Source organism: Pseudomonas sp. PKS, assembly GCF_051913525.1.
In the GTDB taxonomy this organism is placed as follows: Bacteria; Pseudomonadota; Gammaproteobacteria; order Pseudomonadales; family Pseudomonadaceae; genus Aquipseudomonas; species Aquipseudomonas guariconensis_D.
In genome coordinates this window covers 14,565-31,303 of record NZ_JBEGDO010000028.1, presented here as the reverse complement: position 1 = coordinate 31,303, position 16,739 = coordinate 14,565, and the positions used below count along the sequence as shown (strand labels likewise).

13 protein-coding genes and 6 tRNA genes are annotated in these 16,739 nt (G+C 62.0%); 15 read left to right on the top strand and 4 right to left on the bottom strand.

The features are described from left to right. Nucleotides 1-64: 64 nt before the first annotated feature. Together ABOA88_RS21500 and ABOA88_RS21495 are read right to left on the bottom strand one after the other, a co-directional pair. The gene (locus ABOA88_RS21500; protein WP_196169616.1) at nt 65-1,555 is read right to left on the bottom strand and encodes a DHA2 family efflux MFS transporter permease subunit; all 1,491 of its coding nucleotides are present in this window, start codon (nt 1,553-1,555) and stop codon (nt 65-67) included. A 49-nt stretch (nt 1,556-1,604) separates the two neighbouring features. Next, on the bottom strand, nt 1,605-2,660 hold the full coding sequence (locus tag ABOA88_RS21495) for an HlyD family secretion protein (protein ID WP_196169383.1): 1,056 nt from the start codon (nt 2,658-2,660) through the stop codon (nt 1,605-1,607). 143 nt (nt 2,661-2,803) lie between these two features. On the opposite strand from ABOA88_RS21495, the gene gltX reads away from it, so the two are divergent. The 12 genes from gltX to ABOA88_RS21435 all read left to right on the top strand — a co-directional run bounded on the left by gltX (nt 2,804) and on the right by ABOA88_RS21435 (nt 8,978). Next, nucleotides 2,804-4,285 carry a glutamate--tRNA ligase gene (gene gltX, locus ABOA88_RS21490; RefSeq protein ID WP_043215431.1) on the top strand — a complete coding sequence of 494 codons (1,482 nt, stop codon included), beginning with the start codon at nt 2,804-2,806 and terminating at the stop codon, nt 4,283-4,285. Nucleotides 4,286-4,571: 286 nt separating this feature from the next. Next, nucleotides 4,572-4,647 (top strand) — tRNA-Ala (locus ABOA88_RS21485). Nucleotides 4,648-4,725: 78 nt separating this feature from the next. Continuing rightward, nucleotides 4,726-4,801 (top strand) — tRNA-Glu (locus tag ABOA88_RS21480). A 51-nt stretch (nt 4,802-4,852) separates the two neighbouring features. Beyond that, nucleotides 4,853-4,928, top strand: a tRNA-Ala gene (locus tag ABOA88_RS21475). Nucleotides 4,929-4,971: 43 nt separating this feature from the next. Then, a tRNA-Glu gene (locus tag ABOA88_RS21470) sits at nt 4,972-5,047 on the top strand. A 51-nt stretch (nt 5,048-5,098) separates the two neighbouring features. Then, nucleotides 5,099-5,174 (top strand) — tRNA-Ala (locus ABOA88_RS21465). Between the two features lie 43 nt (nt 5,175-5,217). After that, nucleotides 5,218-5,293 (top strand) — tRNA-Glu (locus ABOA88_RS21460). A gap of 167 nt (nt 5,294-5,460) precedes the next feature. Then, entirely contained in the window at nt 5,461-6,000 is a 540-nt protein-coding gene (locus ABOA88_RS21455) for a TetR/AcrR family transcriptional regulator (RefSeq protein ID WP_367851210.1), read from the top strand. A 25-nt stretch (nt 6,001-6,025) separates the two neighbouring features. Beyond that, nucleotides 6,026-6,859, top strand: a complete 834-nt coding sequence (locus ABOA88_RS21450; RefSeq protein ID WP_196169973.1) for an alpha/beta fold hydrolase — start codon at nt 6,026-6,028, stop codon at nt 6,857-6,859. Between the two features lie 44 nt (nt 6,860-6,903). After that, nucleotides 6,904-7,338 (top strand): acyl-CoA thioesterase, encoded by a 435-nt coding sequence (locus ABOA88_RS21445; protein WP_196169972.1) that lies wholly within the window; start codon nt 6,904-6,906, stop codon nt 7,336-7,338. 51 nt (nt 7,339-7,389) lie between these two features. Beyond that, nucleotides 7,390-8,364, top strand: a complete 975-nt coding sequence (locus ABOA88_RS21440) for a tRNA dihydrouridine synthase (protein ID WP_196169971.1) — start codon at nt 7,390-7,392, stop codon at nt 8,362-8,364. Nucleotides 8,365-8,534: 170 nt separating this feature from the next. Further along, nucleotides 8,535-8,978, top strand: coding sequence for an Hsp20 family protein (locus ABOA88_RS21435; protein ID WP_196169970.1), 444 nt, complete (start codon nt 8,535-8,537; stop codon nt 8,976-8,978). Between the two features lie 69 nt (nt 8,979-9,047). Here the strand turns inward: ABOA88_RS21435 and ABOA88_RS21430 are convergent, their stop codons facing one another. Then, nucleotides 9,048-12,347: a PAS domain S-box protein gene (locus ABOA88_RS21430; protein WP_367851211.1), complete on the bottom strand. Its 3,300-nt coding sequence runs from the start codon at nt 12,345-12,347 to the stop codon at nt 9,048-9,050. Nucleotides 12,348-12,406: 59 nt separating this feature from the next. Then, the gene (locus ABOA88_RS21425; protein WP_367851212.1) at nt 12,407-13,285 is read right to left on the bottom strand and encodes a LysR family transcriptional regulator; all 879 of its coding nucleotides are present in this window, start codon (nt 13,283-13,285) and stop codon (nt 12,407-12,409) included. A gap of 131 nt (nt 13,286-13,416) precedes the next feature. On the opposite strand from ABOA88_RS21425, the gene leuC reads away from it, so the two are divergent. From leuC to leuB, 3 genes are all read left to right on the top strand, one after another. Then, on the top strand, nt 13,417-14,850 hold the full coding sequence (gene leuC, locus ABOA88_RS21420; protein WP_196169967.1) for a 3-isopropylmalate dehydratase large subunit: 1,434 nt from the start codon (nt 13,417-13,419) through the stop codon (nt 14,848-14,850). Further along, a complete protein-coding gene (gene leuD / locus ABOA88_RS21415; RefSeq protein WP_196169966.1) occupies nt 14,847-15,491 on the top strand; it encodes a 3-isopropylmalate dehydratase small subunit in 645 nt (214 codons plus the stop codon). Before leuC ends, leuD begins: the two co-directional genes overlap by 4 nt. Before the next feature lie 117 nt (nt 15,492-15,608). Then, a complete protein-coding gene (gene leuB / locus ABOA88_RS21410) occupies nt 15,609-16,691 on the top strand; it encodes a 3-isopropylmalate dehydrogenase (RefSeq protein WP_196169965.1) in 1,083 nt (360 codons plus the stop codon). Nucleotides 16,692-16,739: the final 48 nt, after the last annotated feature.

Sequence of the window (16,739 nt, the reverse complement as noted above, 5' to 3'; positions counted from 1 at the left end):
GATCTAGTGCCTGTGGGACTTCTTCGCGGGTTGACTCGCGAAGAGACCCCAGGCGACACCCCGTTCAATGGGCCTCGCCTGGCTTCATTCCAGGTGGCAATTTGCGGGTCAGCAGTACGGCTACCATGCTCACCACCAGTCCCAAGCCAACCCAGTGGAAGGCGTCGTTGTAGGCCATGATCAATGCTTGCTGGTGGGTGATCTCGCTCAGTCTGCCCAGCGCCGCGTTATCACTGCCTAACCGCTCGGCCAACTGCGAGAGCCGTTCGGCCACCTGTGGATTGCTCGGTACCACCGATTCTCGCAGGTAATCGAAATACACCTTGGTTCGCGCATCCAGCAGTGTGGCCAGCAAAGCGATACCGATAGCCCCGCCCAGGTTGCGCAGGATGTTGAACAGGCTCGACGCTGATCCAGCGTCTTCCGGCAGGATGTAGGCAGTGGCGATGAGCGAGATGGTCACCATGATCATCGGTTGCCCCACTGCGCGGATGATCTGGATCTGGTCGAATTGCGGCCCGGCAAAGTCTGGGTTCAATACGCCCGAGCCGAAGCTGGCAAGACCGAACAGGCAAAAGCCCAGTGCGCAGAGCACCTTGGGCGGGATCACCTTCATCAACAGCGGCACCAGCGGAATCAGGAACAGCTGCGGCAACCCCATCCACATGATCACCTCGCCGATCTGCAGGGCGTTGTAGCCCTGGACCTGCGCCAGGTACAGCGGCAGCAGGTAGATTGAGCCATACAACCCTACACCCATCCCCAGGCTTGCCACGCTGCTGAGCCCAAAATTGCGATTGCCGAGGATGCGCAGGTTGATCAGTGGGTGAGGTCTGGAGAACTGCAGGATGACAAATGTGATCAGGCTGATCAGCGCGACTGTGCCCAGGCTGACGATCAGGTTCGACTCCAGCCAATCCTTGCGATGACCTTCTTCTAGAAACACTTGCAAGCAGCCCAGGCCCAGCCCCAGCGTGACGATGCCCGCGTAGTCGGTGCGCTTGAGCAGGTCCCAGTGTGCCTCTTTCCTCTCAAGGCCATAGAGCAGGCCTGCGATCATCACCATGCCTGGCGGCACATTGATATAGAAGATGTACTCCCAGCCCCAATTCTCGGTCAGCCAGCCGCCTAGTGTCGGGCCGATCGACGGTGCGAACGTGGCCGTCATGGCAAACATGGCCATGCCCTTGGCGCGCTGGTGCTCTGGCAGTTTGATGAGCGTAAGGGTGAACGCCAGGGGGATCAGGGCGCCACCGGTGAAACCCTGAAGAGCACGAAAGAGGATCATGCTTTCCAAGTTCCAGGCCATGGAGCACAGCAGCGAAGACACGAGAAACCCCAGCGACACCCAGACCGCCAGGCGCCGGGCCGAGAGCAATTGCACCAGCCAGGCGGTGAGAGGGATCATGATGATCTCCGCCACAAGGTACGAGGTGGAGATCCACGAGCCTTCCTCAAGGGTGGCCGAGAGCGCGCCCTGAATGTCTTTGAGCGATGAGTTGGTGATCTGGATATCCAGCACCGCCATGAACGCCCCGAGCATCGCGCTCATCACCGCGATCCAGTCGCGACGGCTTGGCTGCGCAGTGGGGCGTATCAGCGCGTCACCGGCCATCGTGGCCTTCGTCCGCATCGCGCAGGTCAACGGTCGCGGTTACCGACATGCCCGGACGGATACGCCCATGCAGCGGATTGTCGGCGGCAAAGGTGAGCTTCACCGGGATACGTTGGACCACCTTGGTGAAATTGCCGGTGGCGTTGTCCGGCGGCAGCAGGCTGAACTGTGCCCCGGAGGCGGCGAACAAGCTGTCCACCTGACCTTCGATCGGGGTGTCCGGGTAGCTGTCGAACACCAGCTCTGCGCGTTGCCCTGGGTGCATGCGGCCAATCTGGGTCTCCTTGAAGTTGGCCTGCACCCAGATGTCTTCATCCGGAACGATCGATAACAGGTAGGCGCCAGCTTGCACTACCTGTCCATTGCGTGCATTGCGCTGGCCGATGGTGCCGCTGATCGGCGCGCGGATTTCGCAGCGACTCAGGTTCAGCTCGGCCTGGGCCAGGTCGGTGCGGGCATTGGCGATCTGCGCATCGAGACGCTTGAGGTCAGCGCTCAGGGCATTGACCTGCTGGCGCTGGCTTTGCAGATCGGCCTGTGCCTTGTCGACCTGGGAACGGGCCACGTGACTTTCCGCCGAGAGGGTAGTGACACGCTCTTCAGAGACAAAACCCGGTTTACGCAAGGCCTGGGCGCGGTTGAGGTCCAGTTGCGAGCGGTTGAAGGTCGCCTGGTTGGCGGCCACTTCGGCCTGGCCGGCCGCGATCAGGCTGCCTTGCTGGGTCAGCCGGCTCTGCGCCTGCTCGTATTCGGCTTCGCGGGTGGCCAGGGCTGCCCGGGCGCGCTCGACGGCCAGTTCGAAGTCGGCCCGTTCCAGGTGAACCAGGAGCTCGCCCTTGGTCACATGCTGGTTGTCCTCGACCAGGACGTTGTCGATGCGAGCGCCGAGCTGGCTTGAGATGCGCGTGATTTCGCCCTGGACATAAGCATTGTCGGTGCTCTCGTAGAAGCGGCCCTTGAAGTACCAATGGGCCAGGAAGGCGAGGGCGACGAGCAGGACCAGGGTGAAGAAGATCAGCAGGCGACGTTTGAGCTGGGCGGGCATGGGTACTATGGTTCCAGAAATGTAAGTAAATTTAACAGCGAGTACTGGCGCTCTCACAAGTGACAATCGCGCCATTGCTGGAGCCGGACGCCCGCTCCCTGCTAACATTCCGCCTTTGTTTCATCTTTCGTTCGAGACTCTCCATGACCACCGTTCGCACGCGCATCGCGCCATCGCCCACCGGCGATCCCCATGTCGGCACCGCCTACATCGCCCTGTTCAACTACTGCTTTGCCAAGCAGCACGGCGGTGAGTTCATCCTGCGTATCGAAGATACCGACCAGTTGCGCTCGACCCGTGAGTCGGAGCAGCAGATCTTCGACGCCCTGCGTTGGCTCGGCATCGAATGGAACGAAGGCCCGGACGTCGGCGGTCCCCACGGCCCATACCGGCAGAGCGAGCGTGGCGAAATCTACGCCAAGTACGCCAAGCAACTGGTCGATGCCGGCCACGCCTTCTATTGCTTCTGCACCGCCGAGGAACTGGAGCAGATGCGTGCCGAGCAGATGGCCCGTGGTGAGACCCCGCGCTATGACGGCCGTGCGCTGTTGCTGAGCGCCGAGGAAGTGCAGCGACGCCTGGACGCCGGCGAGCCCCATGTGATCCGCATGAAGGTGCCAAGCGAAGGTGTCTGCGTGGTCCCTGACATGCTCCGTGGCGACGTCGAGATCCCATGGGATCGGATGGACATGCAGGTTTTGATGAAAAACGACGGCCTGCCGACCTACTTCCTGGCCAACGTGGTTGATGACCATCTGATGGGCATCACCCACGTCCTGCGCGGTGAGGAGTGGCTGCCGTCGGCGCCGAAGCTGATCAAGCTGTACGAGTACTTCGGCTGGGAGCAGCCCAAGCTCTGCTACATGCCGCTGCTGCGCAACCCCGACAAGTCCAAGCTGTCCAAGCGCAAGAACCCCACCTCGGTGACGTTCTACGAGCGTATGGGCTTCATGCCCGAAGCCATGCTCAACTACTTGGGCCGCATGGGCTGGTCGATGCCGGACGAGCGCGAGAAGTTCTCCCTGGCCGAAATGGTCGAGCACTTCGACCTGTCGCGCATCTCCCTGGGTGGCCCCATCTTCGACATCGAGAAGCTGTCCTGGCTCAATGGCCAGTGGCTGCGCGAGCTGCCGGTGGAGGAGTTCGCCGCACGCGTGCAGAAGTGGGCCTTCAATAGCGACTACATGATGAAGATCGCGCCACACGTGCAGGGCCGGGTCGAAACCTTCAGCCAGATCGCTGCGCTGGGGGGATTCTTCTTCGAAGGTGCGCTCAAGCTCGATGCCAAGCTGTTCGAGAGCAAGAAGCTGTCCGCCGACCAGGTGCGCCAGGTCATGCAATTGATCCTGTGGAAGCTCGAGAGCCTGCGCCAGTGGGAGAAGGACCGTATCACCGGCTGCATCCAGGCGGTGGTCGATGCCCTGGAGTTGAAACTGCGTGACGCCATGCCGCTGATGTTCGCGGCGGTCACGGGCCAGGCCAGCTCGGTGTCGGTGCTCGATGCCATGGAGATCCTCGGCCCTGACCTGACTCGTTACCGTCTGCGCCAGGCGTTGGACTTGCTCGGTGGCGTGTCGAAGAAAGAAAACAAGGAATGGGAAAAACTGCTGGCGAGCATCGCCTGACAGCTTTCCGAGGCTCGTCGTTGGCCTGTGGGAGCGGGTTCGTCCGCGAATACGGTGGTGCATCCACCTCGGCATTTGCGGATAAACCATGCTCCCATGGGGGCGGCGCTGCGGGTTCACTAGGGCAGGGCGGTAAGTGATTGTTATCTGTGAAAATTTTTTTGAGTATTTTCAAAAATTTGTTTGACAGCCCTGCAATCGGAACTTAATATGCGCCCCGTCCACAGCGATGAGCAAAACGAAGCACAAGGCACCCAGCCAGCACTTCGGTTCAGCGCGACATTGTGGGGCTATAGCTCAGCTGGGAGAGCGCCTGCATGGCATGCAGGAGGTCAGCGGTTCGATCCCGCTTAGCTCCACCAAATTCCCCTTCACGATCAAGGTAATTGATCGCGAAGAAAGATCGGTTCCAGCAATCCGGTCTTTGAGGTAGAAGGTTCGTCCCCTTCGTCTAGTGGCCTAGGACACCGCCCTTTCACGGCGGTAACAGGGGTTCGAGTCCCCTAGGGGACGCCAGTTTTACACAAGCGATGTTTCGATATCGCTGGGCCGAGAGGCTAGAAATCCGGGGCTATAGCTCAGCTGGGAGAGCGCCTGCATGGCATGCAGGAGGTCAGCGGTTCGATCCCGCTTAGCTCCACCAATTTTGCCGCGGTTCGTGAAAGCGGACCGGCACGAAGGTTGTTGTCCCCTTCGTCTAGTGGCCTAGGACACCGCCCTTTCACGGCGGTAACAGGGGTTCGAGTCCCCTAGGGGACGCCACTTTTACACAAGCGATGTTTCGATATCGCTGGGCCGAGAGGCTAGAAATCCGGGGCTATAGCTCAGCTGGGAGAGCGCCTGCATGGCATGCAGGAGGTCAGCGGTTCGATCCCGCTTAGCTCCACCAATTCTGCCAGGGTCTGCGTTAGCGGACCTGCGCGAAGGTTCACGTCCCCTTCGTCTAGTGGCCTAGGACACCGCCCTTTCACGGCGGTAACAGGGGTTCGAGTCCCCTAGGGGACGCCACTTTTACCCGCGTTTTGCGGGACTTCAAAGGCTCATTCGCATATTGAATGGGCCTTTTGTTTTTCTGCGTCGAAAAATTATTCAGTCATCCGGCAGGATGACGGTTTCTGCTTGCAAAAAAATATTACGGGCATAATATTTCACTCATAATATTTTCGAGATTGGTCATGAGTGACAAGAAGAGCAAGACCCGCGAGCGCATCCTGGAAGCAGCCCGCAGTGCCTTGATTCAGCACGGTCCCGCCGACCCGAGCGTAAGCCAGGTGATGGGGGCCGCCGGGCTGACGGTCGGGGGCTTCTACGCCCATTTCGACAGCAAGGACGAGCTGATGCTTGAGGCATTTCGCCAGTTGCTGGGTGAGCGCCGGGCCTTGCTTGCCCAAGTGGATCCGAGCCTCGATGGGGCAGGGCGGCGTGCGCTGGTGGCAGCATTCTACTTGTCACGCAAGCACCGCGATGCCCATGAGCACGCCTGTCCACTGCCCACTGCCCTGAGTGAGATGCAGCGCCTACCCGAAACCTTCCGTGAGGTGTTGGCCGAGCACATCGAGCTGATGACCGCGCAAATGGTTGATCGCCCGGAAGACGTCGATAAAGCCTTTGCCGACCTGTCCCTGATGATCGGCGGTTTGACCTTGGCGCGGGCCTTGGGTGATAGCGAGCTGTCCGACCGTATCCTGCGCGCCGCCAAATCGGCGGTGATCTGAGCTAACCGACCTCTGGAGCAAGGTGATGACTACCCTGAGCTGGATTCGTGGCGTCAATGGCACTTTGGGTCGACTGGCCCCAGAGCATGTCGCCGGCAAGATGCGTCGAGCATTCATGACTCCTCGTCCTTTGCCGCCTCGGCACTGGGAGCTGCCCCTGTTGGCCAAGGCCGAGCGTATCACCCTGCGCTTTGGGCTCTCGGCCTTGCGCTGGGGCACGGGGCCGGCCGTGTTGATGATGCACGGCTGGGAAGGTCGGCCGACTCAGTTCGCAGCCCTGACCGAGGCACTCGTAGCGGCCGGCCACACCGTCGTGTCCCTTGAGGGGCCAGGTCACGGGCAGTCTCCGGGGCAACACGCCCACGTGGGGCTGTTTGCCCGCGCCTTGTTGGAGGCGGCTGCCGAATTGCCGCCGCTGCGTGCGGTGGTGGGGCATTCGATGGGCGGAGCCAGTATGCTGCTGGCCCTGCAATGGGGGCTGCGTGCCGAGGTGGCGGTGAGCATCGCTGCGCCGGCGCAATTGCTCGGTGTATTGCGAGGTTTTGCCCATCGCCTGGGGCTGCCGGCGCGGGCCAGGGCGGCGTTTATCCGCCAGGTCGAGCAGGAAGTTGGCGTGCAGATCTCACGGCTGGATGTCAGTGGCTACCAGTTGGATGTGCCTGGTCTGATAGTGCATGCACGCGACGATGCTCTGGTGCCGGCCAGTGAGGCCCAGGCCATCCACAACGCCTGGTTCGACAGCCGCCTGATGTTGCTGGAGGAGGGTGGCCACCAGCGTGTGCTGGCCGATCCGCAGGTGAGTCAGGCGGTGCTCGAGCTGCTGGCGCGCACGCCACAAGGAGCGCGGCAAAGCGCCTGAGCATCCGGTACACTCTGTCCGATCACTGACCAAGGGGAGCGGGCATGAGCTGGGATCTGGCATCGCCATTCATCATTGATCTGCGTGTCGGCGCCGAGGACATCGACGGCCTCGGCCATGCCAACAATGCGGTCTATGTCACCTGGCTGGAGCGCTGTGCTTGGCGTCATTCGCAGCGGCTGGGGTTGGATTTGGCCGAGTACCGCCGCCTGGACCGTGCCATGGCCGTGGTCCGCCACGAGATCGACTACCTCGCCGCCGCCTATGAAGACGACGAGTTGCAATTGGCCACCTGGATCATCGACTGGGACCAGCGCCTGCGCATGACCCGCCGCTTCCAGCTCAAGCGCCCGCGTGACGGCGTCACTCTGCTGCGGGCGCAGACCACCTTTGCCTGCATCGAGTTGTCCAGCGGCAAGCCCAAGCGCATGCCGTCGGAGTTTATCGAAGGCTATGGTCCGGCGCTGGCCGGTGCCTGAACCGGCAGTCTTTTTTGCTAGACTGCCGCCTTTTTTCGCCGAGACCCTGACATGCAAATTGCCCTGGCCCCCATGGAGGGGCTGGTAGACAACATCCTGCGCGACGTCCTGACCCGGGTGGGTGGTATCGACTGGTGTGTCACCGAGTTCATCCGCGTCTGTGATCGCCTGCTGCCGGCCTCGTCGTTCGACAAGCTGGCACCCGAGCTGCGCCAAGGCGCGCGCACGGCAGCCGGGGTACCGATGCGCGTGCAATTGTTGGGTTCGGATCCTGCCTGTCTGGCCGACAACGCCGTGCTGGCTTGTGAGCTTGGCGCGCCGGTGATCGACCTGAACTTCGGTTGCCCGGCCAAGACGGTGAACAAGTCTCGTGGTGGCGCGGTGCTGCTCAAGGAGCCCGAACTGCTGCATGCCATCGTCCGTGAGGTTCGTCGGGCAGTGCCGGGCCACATTCCGGTGACCGCCAAGATGCGGCTGGGCTTCGACAGCCCGGACGGCGCCCTGGAGTGCGCCACTGCGCTGGCCGAAGGCGGGGCCGAGCATCTGGTGGTGCATGCCCGGACCAAGGTCGAGGGCTACAAGCCTCCGGCCCATTGGGAGTGGGTGGCGCGGGTGCAGGATGTGGTGAAAGTGCCGGTGTTCGCCAACGGCGAAATCTGGACCGTCGATGATTGGCGGCGTTGCCGCGAAGTCAGCGGGGCCGAAGACATCATGCTCGGCCGTGGTCTGGTGTCGCGCCCGGACCTGGGATTGCAGATCGCCGCGGCTCGCGACGGGCGGGAATACCGGGCCATGACTTGGGACGACCTGATGCCGCTACTGCGTGAGTTCTGGCGTCAGGCTCAGGCCAAGCTGTCGCCGCGTTATGCGCCCGGGCGCTTGAAGCAGTGGCTGGCCATGCTGACCCGCAGTTATCCCGAGGCGGTGGTGCTGTTTGCCGAACTGAGGCGTGAGGATGATTGTCAGCGCATCAGCCGTTTGCTAGGTGTGGAGCAGGCGGTAGCGCTGGACGCGTGCGTTGCCTGAGCACTTGCCATGCCGGATGGTCCCGCGTCTGCCGCACGCGGGCATGGCTTGGCAAAAAAATTTTGGATGACCTCTTGAAACCCACTTGTCGGGCCCTATCTCTTGAGTACGCGATGCCGAAGTCGGGTCGCGTAGTGACTTAACTTGCTGAATCTCAGGAGTTCATGACCATGACTACCGCTTTCTCTCTCGCTCCACTGTTCCGTCATTCCGTTGGTTTCGATCGTTTCAACGATCTGTTCGAATCCGCGGCACGTAACGAGGCGGGTAGCAGCTACCCTCCCTACAACGTGGAAAAACATGGCGATGACCACTATCGCATCGTGGTTGCCGCAGCCGGTTTCCAGGAGCAGGACCTCGACCTGCAGGTCGAAAAAGGCGTCCTGACCGTTATCGGTGGCAAGCGCGACAACAGCACCGAAGGCGTCACCTACCTGCACCAGGGTATTGCCCAACGCGCCTTCAAGCTGTCCTTCCGCTTGGCCGACCACATCGAAGTGAAGGCCGCGGGCCTGGCCAATGGCCTGCTCAGCATCGATCTGCTGCGCATCGTGCCGGAAGAGGCCAAGCCAAAGCGCATTCCGATCAATGGCGAGCAGCCAGCGCTGAACTAAGTTCGGCGAGTTAAAAGAGGGCACCTTCGGGTGCCCTTTTTTTGTATCTGGATGATGCTGGCAGGAGAATCAATAATCCGCCGGTGCCTCCATCAACATCTGGCGAAATTCCGGCAAGGGCAGTGGGCGGCTGTGCAGGTAGCCCTGATACAGGTAGCAACCCTGGCGCTCGAGAAACTCCAGCTGATCGGATTGTTCGACCCCTTCGGCAATCACCGCCAGGTCCAGGCTGCGGGCCATGGCCACGATGGCGCGGACGATCTCGGCATCGTTGGGGTCGATCGGTGCGTCCCGCACGAAGGTCTGGTCGATCTTCAGGGCATCGACCGGTAGGCGCTTGAGGTAGGTCAGCGAAGAATAGCCGGTGCCGAAGTCGTCCATGGCGAAGCTCACCCCGTAGCGCTTGAGTTCGCGCATCTTGCTGATGGTGTCTTCCAGGTTCTGGATGACGATGCCTTCGGTGATCTCCAGCTTCAGCATGCGCCGTGGCAGGCGGTAATCGTCGAGGCTGCGCAGCACCCGTTCGACAAAATCGTTCTGGCGGAACTGCCGGGGGCTGATGTTCACGCACAGGCTGAAATCATCGGCATCGATCAACCCATCCTCAAGCATGCGCGCGCAAGCGTCGCAGGCTTCGTCAAGGATCCAACTGCCCACTTCAAGGATCAGGCCGCTCTCTTCAAGTACCTGGATGAACTGCGACGGTGGCTGCTGGCCCAGTTGCGGGTGATGCCAGCGCAGTAGTACCTCGGCCCCGACGATGCGGTTGTCGCGGGCGTCCACCTGTGGCTGGAAGTGCAGGGCGAGTTCGCCGCGGGCCAAGGCCAGGCGCAGGTCGGTTTCCATGCGCAGGCGTTCGCTGGCGGCCTTTTGCATGCTGGTGTGGAACAGTTGTGTGGTGTTGCGCCCGGAGTCCTTGGCTCGATACAGGGCGATGTCCGCGCGCTTGAGCAGATCGGCGGGTGTCGCCCCGTGGTCGGGTATCAGCGCCACGCCGATGCTGGGCGTGACCTGTAGGCGCTGGCCATCGAGGGACATGGGTTCGGCGAGCAGTTCGCGCAGGGTGTCGGCCAATTCGCGGACTTTCTCTTCCACTTGATCGCGGCTGCCCTCCAGACCGCTGAGCAACACCACAAACTCGTCGCCGCCCAGGCGGGCCACCGTGTCCTCCAGGCGTACGCTAGCCTCCAGACGCGCGGTGATGATCTTGAGCACCGTATCGCCCACCGGGTGACCGAGGGAGTCATTGATGTGCTTGAAATGGTCAAGGTCCAGGAACAGCAGCGCGCCGCGCAGATTGTGGCGTTTGAGCAGGGCGATCTGTTGGCTGAGGCGGTCCATCAGCAGGGCGCGGTTGGGCAGGTTGGTCAGCGGGTCGTGGTAGGCCAGGTGACGGATCTGCGCCTGGGCGTTCTTCAGTTGACTCACATCGCGGGCGGTGAGCAGCAAGCAATCGGCCTCGTTGAGACTCAGCGGCTCCACCGAAACCTCCACGGTGAGGATGTCGCCGCGTTTGTTGCGGCCCAGCATTTCGCGGTGGTGCACCCTGCCTCGTTCGCGCAGTTCGGTGAGCAGGGCGGCGCGTTGCTTGTCGTCGGCCCAGATGCCGATCTCATAGACCGTGCGGCCGATCACTTCGGCGCTGCTGTAACCGGTCAGCCGGCAGAAACCATCGTTGACTTCGAGGTAGCGGCCGGTCGTGCGCTCGGTCAGGGTGATGGCGTCGGGGCTTGAGTGGAATGCTTTGGCGAACTTCTCTTCGCTGGCCTTGAGGGCCGCTTCGGCGCGCTGCTGTTGGGTGATGTCGCGCAGGGTCGTGACGCTGCAGGGCTGGTTGTCGACGGTGATCTGGCAGCTGGAGATGACGCATGTCAGCGACGCGCCGTTATGGTGATTGACCACCACCGCCACATTGCTCAATGCCCGTTCCCGGATCACTTGCTCGATGCGTTGTGCCCGTTGCGCCGACTCCGCCCACAGGCCGATCTGTTCGGCAGTGCGGCCGATGACCTGTTCGGCGCTCCAGCCGAAAGTCTGGGTAAAGGCGCGGTTGATCTCGATGAACTGACCGTTGTCCTGGCGGGTGACGCAAATCGGGTCAGGGCTGACCTGGAACAGGCTGGCGAATTTTTCCTCGGAGGCGCTCAAGCGCTGCTCGCGTTCCACTTGGTCGGTGATGTCGAGCAACGTGCCGGCCATGCGTAGGGGGTTGCCCTGTTCGTCGCGATAGAGGCGGGCGCGGCTTTCGATGTAACGCGACTGGCCGTTGTCCAGTTGCACGCGGTAGGTGACCTGATAGTTGCCCGCCGGTCCCTCGCGCAGGCTGCGGTAGGTCTGGCGCATGACGCTGCGTTCGTGCTCCGAGACCCCTTCGAAGAACGCCTCGAACGACTCGTGGAAAGGCACCGGGGGCAGGCCGTGCAACTGTGCGGCGCGGGCCGAGCCGTAGAGCATGCCGCTGGGGATGTGCCAGTCCCAGGTGCCCAATTGCGCCGAATCCAGGGCCAGGTCCAGGCGTTCCTGGCTGTCCTTGAGGGCTTGTTCCGCGCGCTTGCGCTCGCTGGTATCGACGAACGTGCTGAGCAGGTAGGTCACGCCTTCGAGTTCGATGCTCTGGGTGCAGAGGATGCCATCGTGGAGCTTGCCGGTGCTGGCGCGAAACTGCACCTCGAGGGTCAGCGGGCCGCCATTGCTGCTGCGGGTGTTGTCCAGCACCTGATGGCGCAATTCAGGGTTGACCCATAACCCCAGTTCCAGAGTGGTCTTGCCGATGACCTGGTGTCCGGGCCAGCCGAACATGTCTTCGAAATGCTGGTTGACCTCGAAGATCATGCCGTCCTGGCGACGGGTCAAGAGAATGACATTGGGGCTCAGGTGAAAGAGGGTGGCGAAGCGCTTTTCGGAGTTGATCAGCGCGGTTTCCCGATCATGTTGACGGGTGATTTCCCGTACGACCCCGATCATTTGCGGACGACCGTCAGGAGCATGTGTCAGGCTGCCAGTGACTTCCAGCCAGTGCACGCTGCCATCGGGCCAGCGTATGCGGTGGCGCATTGCCGGTTCCACAGGTTCGCCATTGACCACGGCCTGGAACATCTGGCGCGTGCGGGCGCGGTCCTCCTCGGGCAGCAGGTCGAGGTAGTCGATGTCGTTGGGCAGAGGCCGATCAGGCTCGAAGCCGAACAGCGCCTGGGTGGCCCGCGACCAGCTGATCCGGCCACTGTCGATATCCCACAACCACGCCCCCAGGCGCGCGCCATTGAGCGCGGCCAACAGTTGCGGAGCGTTCTGCCAAGTCTGCTCCGACTCCTGGGGAGCTGCCGCGTGGATGCGCGGCAGGCGCGGAAAACGGTTTGCTGATTTGGGCATCGGTACCAGACCTTTGGCGGATGACGCGTCCCTGTATTTGGAAGACCGGCCGACTGCGCTCAGGCAGTCGCTGCGTGGCTGTCGAGCAGCGCCATGAAGGCCTTGGCTGCGTTCGACAGCGTGCGTTCCGTATGCAGAATGTAGCCTAGCTGGCGTGACAGCTGTATGCCGGGCAAGGCGATGGGTGCAACCTGCTCGTCGAGCATGGTGCGCGGTAGCACGCTCCAGGCAAGACCAATGGAAACCATCATCTTGATCGTCTCCAAGTAATTGGTGCTCATGGCGATGTTCGGCGTCAGGCCCTGGCTTTCGAACAGACGCTGGACGATATGGTGGGTGAAGGTGTTGCCGCCGGGGAATACCGCCGGGTGTCTGGCGACATCGGCCAGGCTGACCTGTCGGTTGCTGGCCAAGGGGTGCTCCGGTGCGGCGACGAAATCCAGTGCATCGTCCCAGACGGGCACGGCACGCACCAGATGGTGGGGCTCGGGAGCCAGGGTGATAACCGCGATCTCTGCACGCCCATGGAGAATCTCGTCGTAGGCCGCTTCCGAATCCAGGAACTGAATATCCAGCGCCACCGCCGGGTGCTGACGGGTGAAAGCCCGCAATAGCGGGGGCAGGCGGTGTAAGCCGATGTGGTGACTAGTGGCAAGGGTCAGGCGACCACTCACCTCACCGGTCAAATTGGTCAGCGCTCGTCGGGTATCATCCAGGACATTGAGGATCTGGTAGGCGCGGGGCAACAGGGCGCGCCCGGCCTCGGTCAGGGTTACCTCCCGACCCAGGCGATCGAACAGGCGCACATCCAGTTGCTGCTCGAGCCCGGCGATGCGTTTGCTGACGGCCGGTTGGGTCAGGTGCAGGCGTTCCCCGGCACCGGAAAAACTTCCGGTTTCGGCAATGGCGATGAAGGCGCTGAGGTTGGCCAAGTCCACGACGTAGAATTCCTGTTAGTTATCCAAAGCATAAAAATTATGAATTTGAGTTATTCAATCTAACCCCATAGCATCGACCGTACAAGCCAAGGGGTTATTGGCATAGAAATACGCTGATGAGGAATAGTCAGATGTCTGGCAAAACGCTCTACGACAAACTCTGGGATGCGCACGAAGTCAAACGGCGCGACGACGGTTCGTCCTTGATCTACATCGATCGTCACATCATCCACGAAGTGACTTCGCCCCAGGCCTTCGAAGGCCTGCGTTTGGCCAACCGCAAGCCATGGCGTATCGATGCCAATATCGCGACCCCTGACCACAACGTGCCGACCACGCCAGAGCGCAAAGGCGGCATCGCAGCCATCGTCGACGAAGTGTCGCGCCTGCAGGTGCAGACCCTCGACGAGAACTGTGACGAATACGGCATCGTCGAATTCAAGATGAACGATGAACGTCAGGGCATCGTGCACGTCATCAGCCCGGAGCAGGGTGCCACCTTGCCAGGCATGACCGTCGTCTGCGGCGACTCGCATACCTCGACCCACGGCGCCTTCGGCGCGCTGGCCCATGGCATCGGCACCTCGGAAGTCGAGCATGTGCTGGCCACCCAGTGCCTGGTTGCCAAGAAAATGAAGAACATGCTGGTGCGCGTCGAAGGTCAGTTGCCTGCGGGCGTGACCGCCAAGGACATCGTCCTCGCCGTGATCGGCAAGATCGGCACTGCCGGTGGCAATGGCCACGCGATGGAGTTCGCCGGCAGCGCCATCCGCGAGCTGTCCATGGAAGGCCGCATGACCATCTGCAACATGTCCATCGAAGCCGGTGCCCGTGTGGGGCTGGTGGCCGTGGATGACACCACCATCGCTTATGTCGAGGGCCGTCCGTACGCGCCCAAGGGCGAGCAGTGGAAACAGGCGGTGGAGGCTTGGAAGGGGCTGGTTTCCGATACCGATGCCGTGTTTGACACCATCGTTGAACTGGACGCTGCTCAGATCAAGCCGCAAGTGAGCTGGGGCACCTCGCCGGAGATGGTCCTGGCCGTCGACCAGCGTGTGCCGGATCCGGCTGCCGAGCCTGACCTGATCAAACGTGGCTCCATCGAGCGCGCCCTCAAGTACATGGGCCTGGCCGCCAATCAGGCGATCACCGACATCAAGCTCGACCGCGTGTTCATCGGTTCTTGCACCAACTCGCGCATCGAAGACTTGCGCGCCGCCGCCGAGATCGCCAAGGGCCGCAAGGTCGCGGCGAACGTCAAGCAAGCCTTGGTGGTCCCAGGCTCGGGCTTGGTCAAGGCCCAGGCCGAGCGCGAGGGGCTGGACAAGATCTTCATCGAGGCAGGATTCGAATGGCGTGAACCCGGCTGCTCCATGTGCCTGGCGATGAACCCGGACCGCCTGGAAAGCGGCGAGCATTGCGCCTCGACCTCGAACCGCAACTTCGAAGGCCGTCAGGGCGCGGGTGGTCGTACCCACCTGGTCAGCCCGGCCATGGCCGCCGCCGCCGCGGTGACTGGCCACTTCATCGATGTCCGCGAGTTGATCCAAGGGAGCGCAGCATGAAAGCCTTTACCCAGCACATCGGTCTTGTCGCGCCATTGGATCGTGCCAACGTCGACACCGACCAGATCATTCCCAAGCAGTTCCTGAAGTCGATCAAGCGCACCGGCTTCGGTCCGAACCTGTTCGATGAGTGGCGTTACCTGGACGTGGGCCAGCCCTACCAGGACAACAGCAAGCGTCCGCTCAACAAGGACTTCGTGCTCAACCACGAGCGCTACCAGGGGGCTAGCGTGCTGCTGGCGCGGGAGAACTTCGGTTGCGGCTCGAGCCGCGAGCACGCACCGTGGGCGTTGGACGAATACGGTTTCCGTAGCGTCATCGCACCGAGCTTCGCCGATATCTTCTTCAACAACAGCTTCAAGAACGGCCTGCTGCCGATCATCCTCAGCGACGAAGAAGTCGACGAGTTGTTCAAGCAGGTTGAAGCCAACCCAGGCTACCAACTGACCATCGACCTGCAAGCCCAGGCCGTGACCCGTCCGGACGGCAAGGTGCTGCATTTCGAGATCGACGCCTTCCGCAAGCACTGCTTGCTCAACGGCCTCGATGACATCGGCCTGACCTTGCAGGACAGCGACGCCATCCAGGCGTTCGAGGCCAAGCACCGGGCCACCCAACCTTGGTTGTTCCGCGACGTCTGATAAGCGGATTGCCCGGCTGAGCGGCTCCTGTAACGATGTAGGGTAGGGGCCGGTTCGCCGGGCCGGTTTTTTTCGGTGGGCCGAGCAGGCGCGCCGTTCGAATGGATAGAGGAAAGCATGAGCAAGCAGATTCTGATTCTCCCAGGTGATGGTATCGGTCCGGAAATCATGGCCGAGGCGGTCAAGGTGCTGGAGCTGGCAAACGACAAGTTCCAGCTCGGCGTCACCCTGGAGCACGACGTGATCGGCGGCGCCGCCATCGACAAGCACGGCATTCCGCTGGCCGACGAGACCCTGGAGCGCGCACGCAAGGCCGATGCCGTGCTGCTCGGCGCGGTCGGCGGGCCCAAGTGGGACAAGCTTGAGCGTGACATCCGTCCAGAGCGCGGCCTGCTCAAGATCCGTTCGCAGTTGGGACTGTTCGCCAACCTGCGTCCGGCCATCCTCTATCCGCAACTGGCCGATGCCTCCTCGCTCAAGCCGGAAATCGTCGCGGGCCTGGATATCCTGATCGTCCGCGAGCTGACCGGCGGTATCTACTTCGGTGCGCCACGTGGTCAGCGCGAGCTGGAAGGTGGCGAGCGCCAGGCCTACGACACCCTGCCGTACAGCGAAAGTGAAGTGCGCCGCATTGCTCGCGTCGGCTTCGACATGGCCCGCGTGCGCGGCAAGAAGCTGTGCTCGGTGGACAAGGCCAACGTACTGGCTTCCAGCCAGCTGTGGCGTGAAGTGGTCGAGGAGGTGGCCAAGGACTACCCGGACGTCGAACTCAGCCACATGTACGTCGACAATGCCGCCATGCAGCTGGTCCGCGCGCCCAAGCAGTTCGACGTGATGGTGACCGACAACATGTTCGGTGACATTCTGTCGGATGAAGCTTCCATGCTGACCGGTTCCATCGGCATGCTGCCGTCTGCGTCCCTCGATGCCAACAACAAGGGCATGTACGAGCCTTGCCACGGTTCGGCGCCGGACATCGCAGGCCTTGGCATCGCCAACCCGTTGGCGACCATTCTGTCGGTGTCGATGATGCTGCGCTACAGCTTCAACCAGGTGGCTGCCGCCGACGCGATCGAGAAGGCGGTCAGCGTGGTATTGGATCAGGGCCTGCGTACCGGCGACATCTGGTCGGCCGGCTGCAGCAAGGTGGGTACGCAGGAAATGGGCGACGCAGTAGTCGCAGCGCTGCGGAATCTGTAATCTCTCTGGCCCGCCATCGTCTTCCCTTCGATGGTGGCCCACTTTTAG